This window comes from Paractinoplanes lichenicola (assembly GCF_016785085.1).
Lineage (GTDB): Bacteria > Actinomycetota > Actinomycetes > Mycobacteriales > Micromonosporaceae > Actinoplanes > Actinoplanes lichenicola.
In genome coordinates this window covers 188,979-199,733 of record NZ_JAENHO010000007.1, presented here as the reverse complement: position 1 = coordinate 199,733, position 10,755 = coordinate 188,979, and the positions used below count along the sequence as shown (strand labels likewise).

10 protein-coding genes are annotated in these 10,755 nt (G+C 68.7%); 8 read left to right on the top strand and 2 right to left on the bottom strand.

The window, feature by feature from the left end; translation table 11 throughout:
- Positions 1-8: 8 nt before the first annotated feature.
- A complete protein-coding gene (locus JKJ07_RS25220) occupies positions 9-1,730 on the top strand; it encodes a ThuA domain-containing protein (RefSeq protein ID WP_236029860.1) in 1,722 nt (573 codons plus the stop codon).
- Here JKJ07_RS25220 and JKJ07_RS25215 read toward each other — a convergent pair.
- Positions 1,696-2,568 (bottom strand): phosphotransferase, encoded by an 873-nt coding sequence (locus JKJ07_RS25215; RefSeq protein WP_202994236.1) that lies wholly within the window; start codon positions 2,566-2,568, stop codon positions 1,696-1,698. The two genes, JKJ07_RS25220 and JKJ07_RS25215, sit on opposite strands and share 35 nt — an antisense overlap.
- Positions 2,569-2,630: 62 nt before the next feature.
- Between JKJ07_RS25215 and JKJ07_RS25210 the strand changes: the two genes are divergently transcribed.
- A complete protein-coding gene (locus tag JKJ07_RS25210) occupies positions 2,631-3,419 on the top strand; it encodes a hypothetical protein (protein ID WP_202994235.1) in 789 nt (262 codons plus the stop codon).
- Positions 3,420-3,425: 6 nt separating this feature from the next.
- On the opposite strand, the gene JKJ07_RS25205 is transcribed toward JKJ07_RS25210, so the two are convergent.
- On the bottom strand, positions 3,426-4,238 hold the full coding sequence (locus tag JKJ07_RS25205; RefSeq protein WP_307834399.1) for a DeoR/GlpR family DNA-binding transcription regulator: 813 nt from the start codon (positions 4,236-4,238) through the stop codon (positions 3,426-3,428).
- 287 nt (positions 4,239-4,525) lie between these two features.
- Here JKJ07_RS25205 and JKJ07_RS25200 point away from each other — a divergent pair, with 287 nt between their 5' ends.
- The 6 genes from JKJ07_RS25200 to JKJ07_RS25175 are packed head-to-tail and all read left to right on the top strand — an operon-like array spanning position 4,526 to position 10,683.
- The gene (locus JKJ07_RS25200) at positions 4,526-5,815 is read left to right on the top strand and encodes an ABC transporter substrate-binding protein (protein WP_236029859.1); all 1,290 of its coding nucleotides are present in this window, start codon (positions 4,526-4,528) and stop codon (positions 5,813-5,815) included.
- Positions 5,816-5,868: 53 nt separating this feature from the next.
- Positions 5,869-6,804, top strand: coding sequence for a carbohydrate ABC transporter permease (locus JKJ07_RS25195; protein WP_202994234.1), 936 nt, complete (start codon positions 5,869-5,871; stop codon positions 6,802-6,804).
- On the top strand, positions 6,804-7,655 hold the full coding sequence (locus JKJ07_RS25190) for a carbohydrate ABC transporter permease (RefSeq protein ID WP_202994233.1): 852 nt from the start codon (positions 6,804-6,806) through the stop codon (positions 7,653-7,655). The genes JKJ07_RS25195 and JKJ07_RS25190 overlap by 1 nt, the downstream gene beginning before the upstream one ends.
- A 28-nt stretch (positions 7,656-7,683) precedes the next feature.
- A complete protein-coding gene (locus JKJ07_RS25185; protein WP_202994232.1) occupies positions 7,684-8,547 on the top strand; it encodes a ketose-bisphosphate aldolase in 864 nt (287 codons plus the stop codon).
- Between the two features lies 1 nt (position 8,548).
- Positions 8,549-9,745, top strand: a complete 1,197-nt coding sequence (locus tag JKJ07_RS25180; RefSeq protein WP_202994231.1) for an ADP-dependent glucokinase/phosphofructokinase — start codon at positions 8,549-8,551, stop codon at positions 9,743-9,745.
- The gene (locus JKJ07_RS25175; protein WP_202994230.1) at positions 9,742-10,683 is read left to right on the top strand and encodes a class I mannose-6-phosphate isomerase; all 942 of its coding nucleotides are present in this window, start codon (positions 9,742-9,744) and stop codon (positions 10,681-10,683) included. Before JKJ07_RS25180 ends, JKJ07_RS25175 begins: the two co-directional genes overlap by 4 nt.
- Positions 10,684-10,755: the final 72 nt, after the last annotated feature.

The window sequence follows — 10,755 nt, the reverse complement described above, 5'->3', positions numbered from 1 at the left end:
TTCTCTGCATGACATGGAAGAGGGTCGCGGCCGCCGCCACAACACTGCTTCTGCTCGCTCCCGCAGCCCCGGCCCACGCGGCCGGACCGCTGACCGAGATCCTGGTCTTCTCCAAGACGGCCGGCTTCCGCCACGGGTCGATCCCCGCGGGCATCGCCGCCATCCGGCAACTGGGCACGGCCAACGGCTTCGGCGTCACCGCCACCGAGGACGCCGGCCAGTTCACGACCGAGAATCTGGCCCGCTACCAGGCCGTGGTGTTCCTCTCCACCACCGGCGACGTGCTCGACCCGGCCCAGCAGAGCGCCTTCGAGGCGTACGTGACCGGGGGCGGCGGCTTCGCCGGGGTGCACGCGGCGGCCGACACCGAATATGACTGGCCGTGGTACGAGGACCTGGTCGGCGCGTACTTCCACTCGCACCCGGCCAACCAGACCGCCACCGTACGGGTGGAGGACCGCGGGAACGCCTCGACCGCGCACCTGCCGCAGGCCTGGCCCCGCTACGACGAGTGGTACAACTACCGCACGAACCCGCGCGACGAGGCCAAAGTGCTCGCCACCCTCGACGAGAGCACCTACTCGGGCGGCAATATGGGCGACGACCACCCGATCACGTGGTGCAAGACGGTCGGCGCGGGCCGAGCCTGGTATACGGGACTGGGCCACACCGACGAGTCGTACGGGGAAGCGAATTTCCTGCGTCAGCTGCTCGGCGGCATCCAGATCGCGTCGGGCCACCGGCCCGCCGACTGCCGGCCCGAGACCGGATACACCGCGCTGTTCGACGGCAGCCAGGCCAGCCTCGACCAGTGGCGGCAGGCCGGGCCGGGCGGCTTCACGCTGGCCGACGGCACGATCAGCTCGCAGGGCGGCATGGGCCTGCTGTGGTATCCGGTGCGCACGTTCGAGAACTACTCGCTCAAGCTCGACTGGATGATGCCCGGCGACGACAACGGCGGCGTGTTCATCGGCTTCCCGGATCCCCAGGGCGACCCGTGGAAACCGGTCGACCAGGGCCACGAGATCCAGATCGACGCCACCGACGCCGACCCGTCCCGCACGACCGGCAGCGTCTACAGCTTCGCGGCCCCCGATGCCGCCGTGCGCGACGCCGCCCTCAACCCGCCCGGCTCGTGGAACACGTACGAGATCGGGGTGCACGGGCAGCGGGTCGAGATCTGGCTGAACGGCGTGAAGGTCAACGACTATCTGAGCAACCGGGCCATCGCCAACGGCTACATCGGCGTGCAGAACGACGGCGCCGGGCTCGACATCAACTACCGCAACATCCGGATCAAGACCGACGGCCCCGGCCAGCCGCCGGGCGTCGACCTGGCCCGGGGCGTACGCGGGGTGGCCTCCAGCGTGGAGCCCGGCAGCCTGTACCTGGCCGCGAACGCGACCGACGGCGACCCGGCCACCCGCTGGGGCAGCGCCTACAGCGACCCGCAATGGCTGCGCCTCGACCTGGGCCGCAGTCAGCCGATCAACCGGGTCAAGCTGACCTGGGAGGCCGCCTACGCCCGGTCCTACCAGATCCAGACCTCCCCCAACGGCCGTACGTGGACCACTGTCTACGCCACCACGACCGGCAACGGCGGCGTCGACGACATCCCGCTCACCGCCACCGGCCGGTTCGTCCGCGTCCTGGGCACGCAACGCGCCACCCAGTGGGGCTACTCGCTCTACGACGTCAACGTGTTCGGGCCAGCTCCCGCAGCTCGCTGACCAGCTCGTCGATCCACGTGCGGGAGATCGGCACCGCGTCGGCGCCGATCTCCACCACCCAGCGCAGCGCGCTCATCGTCCAGCACAACCCGCCCGTCACGAGCTGGTCCGGCACCGTACGGACATCGGTGCCGGACTCCTGCGCGAACAGCTCGGGCAGGCCGTCCATGCTCACCACGCCCTGCTTACGCCCCTCGCGCAGCAATGTGTAGAGATCGCCGAGGTGGGAGTGCACGTAGGCATCCGACCAGTCGAGGGTGACGATCCCGCCGCCCGGCCGGTGCAGCAGGTTCTTGGCCACGAAGTCGCCGTGCACGACCCTGGCCGGTTCGCCCTCGAGGCGCTCCAGGCGGCCGATGAGTGCGCGAGCCGGCTCGTCCAGGGCACCGGCCAGATCCGGTCGCAGCTCCGTCATGGCCTTGTCGGCCCGCTCCGCCAGATCGGCGTAGTCGGCAGTCGAGCGGCGCAGGCCGGCGGCGGCCGCGGGCGCCATTGCCGCGCGCATCCGGGCCAGCACCCGTACGGCTTCCTCGTAGCCGGCCCTGGTGGGCTGTTCCTCCAGGTTGTCGCCGCCGAGGTCCTCGAGCACGATCACGCCCGGGACGCCCTCGGCGAGCAGCTCCGGCGCCTCGATCCCGAGCGGGACGACCAGCTCGCGGTAGCGCCGGGCCTCGCCGGTCAGCTCGCCGACGCCGCGCTTGGCGATCACCGACGTCCGCGCCGCGCCGTCGAGCCGGATCCGCCACACCTCCGACAGTTGCCAGCGGCGCAGCAGCTCACCGCCGACGATCGTGCCTTCGAGTTCGGGAAGCCAGCCGGGCATCGAGGTCTCGGTCACCGAAGCATCCTGCCCGATCGCGGGGTGGCGGTGGGGCCGGCCCGGTGCTGTACGTTCGTGCCGTGACCGCGAAAGAGCTGGCCGAGACCCCGGAGTCGCGCTTCACGGCCCTGCTGGCCGGCGCGGCGCGGCTGCCCGGGGTGCGGATCGATCGGGCGGCCTATCTCCGCAGCGCGTTGACGCGGTATTGCGCCGACGACGAGATCCGCCAGGCGATCGACGAGTCCCCCGCCGCCGCGGGCATTCCGCTCGACATCCTCGACCGGGTGGCCAACGAGTCGATCCGCTACGAGACGGCCAAGGTCAGCGCGCTGTCGGCCGCCGCCGGGGTGCCCGGCCTGCTGTTCCTGCCGGCCACCGTGCCGGCCGACATGGCACAGTACTGCGGGCACATGCTGCGGGTCGCGCAGAAGCTGGCCTATCTCTACAGCTGGCCCGATCTGCTGGCCGACGAGGGCGAGCTCGACGACGCGACCAAGGGCGTGCTCACCCTGTTCGTCGGGGTGATGTTCGGGACGCAGTCGGCCAACGCCGCGGTCGGGAAGGTCGCCACCGAGGTCTCGAAGACGGTGGCCCGCAAGCTGCCGCAGAAGGCGCTGACCCAGGGCGTCGTCTATCCGGTGGTGAAGAAGGTCGCCGGCTATCTCGGCGTGCAGATGACCAAGCAGACCTTCGCCAAGACCGTCTCCAAGGCGATCCCGCTGGTCGGGGCGGTCGTCTCGGGCGGGCTCACCCTGGCCACGTTCCTGCCGATGGCCAACCGGCTCAAGAACCACCTCGCGAGCCTCGACCTGACACGACCCAAGCCCGTCTTCGCCGAGTCCGAGATCATCGAGGGCGACGTCGTCTGAGCGGCCTCAGCGGCCCGGGGTGATCACCTCGACCTCGGCCGCGTCGAGGGCGTCGCGCAGCTCGGGCGGGGGCATCGTGTCGGTCACCAGATAGTCGGCCGCGGCCAGCTCGGAGACCTGGGCGAACAGCCGGCGGCCGAACTTGGACGAGTCGGCCAGGATGGCCACCCGCTCGGCCCGCGAGATCATCTCTTGCATCATGGCCGCCTCGGCCAGGTTGCTCGTCGTGTAGCCGGCGTCGGCCGAGACCGCGCCCACGCCGATCAGGGCCAGGTCGCAGCGGATGTCGAGGTCGGCCCCGCCGTTGGCCCGGAAGCTGACCGGGCCGATCGTGGCCAGCGTGAGCGCGCGGACGGCCCCGCCGAAGACGTAGATGTCGCGGATCGCGCTCGACGGCAGCGCCGCCGGCACCAGCAGGTTGTTGGTCGCCACGGTCAGCTCGCGATGCTGGCTGAGCCCGCGGGCCAGCGCGAGCGTGGTCGTGCCGCCGTTGATCATGATGGTCGAGCCGTCGGCGACCAGGGCCGCGGCCAGCTCGGCGATCTGCTCCTTCTCGCCCTCCTGAATGCTCAGCCGCTGGTCGACCGCGCGGTCGGTGCGCTGCAGGGTGGACCGGCTGACCGCTCCCCCGTACGTGCGCACGAGCACCCCGTCGGCGCTGAGCTGATCGAGATCGCGCCGCACGGTGTCGATCGAGACGCCGAACCGTTCGGCCAGCGCGCTCACCGTGACCTGCCCGGTCTCCGCGACGTATGCGGCCAGCTGCGCCTTGCGCCCGGCCGGCAGATGACGTTGCCGCTCGTCCTTATCGACGCTCACCGCTCCCCCTCGGTTTGTGCGGCAGTATGCCACAACCTCGCGTTAACAACGCGCACCGCCGCGAAGAGCCGCGAAGAGCCGCAGAGTCACGCAACCAGGTTGCACATACTGCACCACCAGGGAAACTCCCGGCAAGAGGCCGAGGGCTTCGGACGACAACCTTGCCGCATCCTGCAAGACTTCGCAGGATTCTGCTGTTCTTGCCCTTGTTAACGGCCGTAACACGTTGCTAACGTGACGCTCACCTCGCAGAGAACAGAAAGATCTCTCTATAGAAGGAGCTCCACATGGCCATTCGGAAGGCGTCTCGGACGCGGCTGATAGGCGCCCTCACGGCCGCCACGGTCGCGCTCGCACTGGGTGCCTGCGGTGGTGGTGACTCGGACGACGTCGCGTCGGACGGGACCGTGACCCTCGAATTCGCCCAGTGGTGGGCCCCCGAGCTCCCCGCCGGGTCGTTCGACAAAATCATCAACGAGTTCCAGACGGCCAACCCGACCATCAAGGTCAAGCTGCTCAGCGGCCCGTACGCGTCGACCAAGCAGCAGCTGGTGACCGGGGCCGCCTCGAAGACGCTGCCCGACGTGGTCGGCCTCGACGGCGCCTGGGTCAACGACTTCGCCAAGCAGGGCGCGATCGCCGACCTGACCGAGCTGATGGGCGACGCCAACTACGACGCGAGCCAGCTGGCCAGCCAGATCCAGCTCGAGGGCAAGACGTACATGATCCCGGTGGTCAACTTCGTCTACCCGCTGTTCGTCAACCAGGACCTGCTGACCAAGGCCGGCGTGGACAAGGTGCCGAGCACGCGCACCGAGTTCGCCGACGCGGCCAAGAAGATCACCGCGACCGGCGGCAACGTCAAGGGCTGGGCGCTCCCGCTCGACACCGCCGTGCCCAACGGCATCCAGAACGACGTGATGTCGTGGCTGTGGGCCTCGGGCGGCAGCATGCTCGCCGACGGCAAGCCCGCGCTGACCACCCCGCAGGTCAAGAGCGTGGTCGAGTACGTCAAGAGCCTCAACGACGCCGGCGTCATCGCCGAGGGCTCGCTGACCATGAAGGAGCAGGACAAGGTCGAGAAGTTCACGACCGGCCAGGTCGGCATGATGATCGACTCGCTCGCGCACATCAACCTGGTCAAGGAGAACGCGCCCGACCTGAAGTTCGCCATCGCGCCGGTGCCGGCCGAGGACGGCTTCACCGGCAAGCGCGGCATCCCGTACGCGTCCTGGGGCATCGGGGTCGCGAACTCCTCGAAGCACAAGGCCGAGGCGTTCAAGCTCGTGCAGTTCCTGATGGACGCGAAGGCCAACGCCGAGCTGGCCACGCTGGCCAACGGCTTCCCCGGCAACAAGACCGCGAAGCCCGATTTCAGCAAGAGCGACCCGATGTTCGAGGAGGCCTTCAAGATCTACCAGGAGGGCTTCCCGGCCAACGAGTTCGTCGGCCTGCCCAAGTCGGAGGACCTGATGCGCAGCTTCGACGAGCAGCTCCAGCTCGTGCTGACCGGTAAGAGCAGCGTCGACGACGCGCTCAGCAAGTCGCAGGACTCCTGGTCCTCGGTTATCGAATAGCCCGCCCGGGCGCCGCGTCCCACCAGGCGCGGCGCCCGACCAAGGAGACAGCGATGACTTCCCTGACCGTGGAAAAGCCGCCGCCGGCCGAGCCCGAGGCGCCCACGCGCACCAAGAACACCCTGGCCAAGCGGCTCGTCCCGTGGGGCTACCTGTCCCCGACCGTCGTGCTGATCGTGCTGCTGATGGTGGTCCCCATCATCATGGTGATCAGCTACTCGTTCCGGGACAACGTGATCGTCCAGGAGAACTCGGTCTTCGCCGGGTTCGCGAACTACACCGAGGTGCTCACCGACCCGGACTTCCTGGCCGCGCTGAAGAACACGTTCATCTTCATCACGGTCAGCATGGTGGCCCACCTGCTCCTCGGCCTGGGCTTCGCCATGATGCTCAACTCCGGAATGCTCAGCGGCGTCACCAAGGCGATCTTCCGGGTCGTCTACGTGCTGCCCTGGCTGTTCACGATCGCGGTCATCGCCGTCATCTGGCGCCTGCTGCTCGATCCCTCCGGCGTCGTCAACTACGTGCTGCAGACCCTCGGCGTCATCTCCGACGGGGTGAACTGGCTCGGCGACCCGGGCTCGGCGCTCTGGGTCGTGACGTTCGTGAACATCTGGTCCGGCTACCCGTTCTTCATGATCAGCCTGCTGGCCGGCCTGCAGGGCATCCCCGGCGAGCTGTACGAGGCGGCGTCGGTCGACGGGGCCAACCCGTGGCAGAAGTTCTGGAACGTGACGATCCCCCAGCTGCGCCCGGTCATCATCAGCATGGCCGTGCTCGACCTGATCTGGACGTCCCAGCAGTTCGCGCTGATCTGGATGATGACCGGCGGCGGCCCGCTGAACTCGACCGAGATGCTCAGCACCTTCACCTACAAGCTGGCGTTCAGCGAGTACGAGTTCGCGACCGCGTCCGCCAGCGCCGTGGTCGTCCTGCTGCTGACGATGATCCTGGCCTTCTTCTACGTCCGTCAGCAACGGGAGCGGTGATGACGACAGCGACCCTCAAGCCGCGGCGGCGCCTCGTCGCCAAGACCGGCCTGATCATCGGGCTCACGCTGGGCGGCCTGTTCGCCGGCCTGCCGGTGCTGTGGATGCTCTCCACCTCGTTCAAGCCCAACGGCGAGGTGTTCGCGAACCCGCCCAAGCTGATCTCGGAGAACTTCTCGTTCGACGCCTACACCGCGATCCTCGGCAACGGCGCCCAGCTCCGGTTCTTCCTCAACAGCTACATCGTCGCGATCGCGGTGACGATCCTGACCCTGCTCGTGGCCGTGCTGGCCTCGTACGCGTTCAGCCGCTTCACGTTCCCGTTCGCCAAGACGATCAACGCCGTCATCGTCAGCGTGCAGGCGGTGCCGCCGATCACGCTGGTCATTCCGTACTTCGGGCTCGTCGTCGCGCTCGGCCTCTACAACACCTACCCGGGCCTGATCCTCACCCACATGGTGTTCACCCTGCCCTACGCGATCATCATGATGACCGCCTACTTCAACACGCTCCCGAAAGAGCTGGACGAATCCGTCAAGGTCGACGGAGGCAACAGCTGGACCGCGTTGTGGCGCATCCTCGTGCCGATCTCGGTCCCGGGTCTCATCGCCGTCGGCGTCTACACGTTCATGATCTCGTGGAACGAGTACCTGTTCGCGCTGGCGCTGACGCGCACCGACGACATGCGCACTGTCCCGATCGGCATCCAGCTGCTCATGGGCCAGCACTCGTACGAGTGGAACCAGATGATGGCGATGAGCATCCTCGGCTCCATCCCCGTTCTCGTCCTCTTCCTCATCTTCCAGCGACGGTTCATCGGGGGACTCACCTCCGGTGCCGTCAAAGCCTGACCCCCCTCGCAAAAGGAGAAACCAAGCAATGCTGACGACCGGCAAGGCGATCCTCGACGTCGCTAACGAGCACAACTTCGCCGTGCCCGCCTTCAACATCAGCGACTGGGCGATGTTCAAGGGCATCGTGGAGATCAGCGAGGAGACGAACGCCCCCCTCATCGTGGCCATCCACCCCGACGAGGTGGCGCACATCGGCCGCGACATGGTGGCCGGCATCATCGAGCGCGCGCACCGCTCGAGCGTGCCGATCGCCATCCACTGGGACCACGGCGCCACCTACCAGCAGGCGCTGCAGGCGATCCAGTTCGGCTTCACCTCGGTGATGATCGACGCGTCGATGAAGCCGTTCGACGAGAACCTCGCGATCACCAAGAAGGTCACCGAGTCCGCGCACATCCTGGGCGTGTCGGTCGAGGGCGAGCTGGGCACGATCGGCGGCAACGACACGTACGCCGAGGGCGGCTCGGACACCATCATCTACACCGACCCGGACGACGCGGTCACCTACGTCGAGCAGACCGGCGTGGACAGCCTGGCCATCGCGATCGGCACGTTCCACGGCATGTACCCGGCGAACATGAAGCCGGAGCTCAAGCTCGACCTGCTCAAGGAGATCAAGGGCCGGGTCGGCATCCCGCTGGTGCTGCACGGCGGCTCGGGCAACCCGGACGACGAGATCCGCGAGGCCGCGCGGATCGGCATCAACAAGATCAACATCTCGACGGACATCAAGGTCGCCTATCACAAAAAGATGCGCGAGGTGCTCGGCAACGACCCCAAGACCCGCGAGCCCAACGCCATCCAGCCCGCCTGCATCGCGGCCATGAACGAGGTCGCCGCGCAGAAGATCGAGCTGTTCGGCGCTGCCGGCAAGGCCTCGCTGTACTGACATGAGCGACGCGTCCCGTGTACTCCTGGGCCTCGGCGGCTGCGTGGACTACGAGCTCAAGCTCACCGCCGTCGTCCTGGAAGAGCTGATTTCCTCGTACGGCATCCGCAGCGCGGAGCTCACGTCGCCGCCGGCCGTCGTGGGCAGCGAACGGGACCTGGTCGTGTCGATCCTGGGCTACGTGGCCCGGGGCGGGGGCGGCGAGCACTTCGTCGCCTCGGCCCCGGCCCTGTCCACCTTCGCCGGCCGCTTTCCCCACCGTACGACCCTCGGTGGCACCTCCGTGCGGGCCGGGCTGCTGCTCGACCGGCTCGGCATCCCGTCCACCCTGCACCTGGTCACCGTCAACGACGACTTCCGCCGCCTGCTGCCGGCCGACGGCGACTGGTTCAACTCCGGCACCGAGGACACGTTCTACCCGCACCTGATCGTCCAGTTCGACCAGGGGCTGCACGTCGAGGCGGGCGACATCGCGCTCACGTCGCCGTTCCCGAACCGGCTGATCTATGTCAACGACCCGGCCAACGACACCATGCTGCTCGACGACGAGCTCGGCGCGCGGCTGGCCCGGACCGAGGTCTTCCTGATCTCCGGGTTCAACGCCATGCGCGACGCCGGCCTGCTCGACGAGCGGCTCCGCGTTCTCCGTACGCACATGGCCCAGCTGCCGCCGAGCGCCGTGACCTACTTCGAGGACGCGGCGTACCACGAGCCCGCGTTCAGCGCGCGGGTCCGGGCGGCGCTGCTCGACCGGATCGACGTCTACGGGCTGAACGAGGACGAACTGCAGACCTACCTCGGCCGTACGGTGGATCTGTTGTCGCCGCCGGAGGTGGCCGCGGCCGTCACCGAGCTGTTCACGCTGATCCCGGCGCCGGCCATCGTGCTGCACACCAAATACTGGGCCGCCGTATTCGGGCCGCGAGCCGCCGACTACGCCGAGGCGGTCGACGCCGGCATCGTCATGGCCGCGACCCGGTACGTGCACGGCGACGCCATGACCATCGAGGACGTCGAGCAGACGCGGCGGCGTCCCCGGCGACCGGCCGCCTTCACCGAGGCGCTCGAGCAGCAGTTCGACGGCGCGGCGCGGGTCGTCCCCGGTTTCGTGCTCGATGTGGGCAACCCGACCACTGTCGGTCTCGGCGACACTTTTGTTGGCGGCTTTCTCTCTGCGATCGCTGGAGCTCACCGATGACCGTAATCCCCCTGCCCGCGAACCAGCCGGAGACCTTCTATCGGGGCGCCGGGCGGATCGCCGCGTTCCGCACCGTGCCCGCGCTCGACGACCGCCCCGAGGACTGGGTGGGCTCGACGACCGACCGCTTCGGGCTCGGGCCCTCGGGCCAGTCGACGCTGCCCGACGGCCGGCTGCTGGCCGAGGCGATCGCGGCCGACTCACAGTTCTGGCTGGGGCCGGACCGGGCCGACACCGGCGTGCTGGTCAAGCTGCTCGACGCGGGCCAGCGCCTGCCCCTGCACGTGCACCCGGACCGCAGCTACGCCCATCAACACCTCAGTTCCCCGTACGGGAAGACGGAAGCTTGGGTGATCGTCGAGGCGCGCCCGGACGCGTTCGTCCACCTCGGCTTCGCGCGCGACGTGGAGGCCGGCGAGCTGGCAGCGTGGGTCGGCGGGCAGAAGATCGACGACATGCTGGCCGCGACCAACCGCGTGCCGGTCGCCGCCGGGGACGCCATCCTGTGCCCGGCCGGGCTGCCGCACGCCATCGGCGACGGCATCCTGCTGGTCGAGGTGCAGGAGCCGACCGACTTCTCGGTGCTGCTCGAATACGAGGGGTTCGGGCCGGCCGACGGGCACCTGGGGCTCGGCTACGAACTGGCCCTGCAGTGCGTCGACCGGACGGCCTGGTCGCCGGCCCGCATCTCGGAGCTGCGCGGCACGGACCGGCTGCTGCCCGCGGCGGCCGACGAGTTCTTCTCGGCCACCCGCCAGCACGGCGGCGACCGGCTGCCGCAGGGCTTCAGCATTCTCGTCACCGTGGGCGGATCGGGCGCGGTCGCGGGCGAGCACGACCAGATCCCCACCCGCCGCGGCGACACCCTCCTGGTCCCGTACGGGGCGGGGCCGCTTTACCTGGAGGGCGAGCTGGAGGTAATCCGCCTGTCCGCCTAGATCACGTCGCCCTCGTGTCGTAAGTTGCGTGAGGTTCCGGTATAACAAGGAGCCTTTACCGACGGGGGTTCG

Coding starts and splice junctions, on each gene's coding strand:
- JKJ07_RS25190 (WP_202994233.1), top strand. CDS start 6,804: ATGACGACAGCGACCCTCAAGCCGCGGCGGCGCCTCGTCGCCAAGACC.
- JKJ07_RS25195 (WP_202994234.1), top strand. CDS start 5,869: ATGACTTCCCTGACCGTGGAAAAGCCGCCGCCGGCCGAGCCCGAGGCG.
- JKJ07_RS25200 (WP_236029859.1), top strand. CDS start 4,526: ATGGCCATTCGGAAGGCGTCTCGGACGCGGCTGATAGGCGCCCTCACG.
- JKJ07_RS25180 (WP_202994231.1), top strand. CDS start 8,549: ATGAGCGACGCGTCCCGTGTACTCCTGGGCCTCGGCGGCTGCGTGGAC.
- JKJ07_RS25185 (WP_202994232.1), top strand. CDS start 7,684: ATGCTGACGACCGGCAAGGCGATCCTCGACGTCGCTAACGAGCACAAC.
- JKJ07_RS25220 (WP_236029860.1), top strand. CDS start 9: ATGACATGGAAGAGGGTCGCGGCCGCCGCCACAACACTGCTTCTGCTC.
- JKJ07_RS25175 (WP_202994230.1), top strand. CDS start 9,742: ATGACCGTAATCCCCCTGCCCGCGAACCAGCCGGAGACCTTCTATCGG.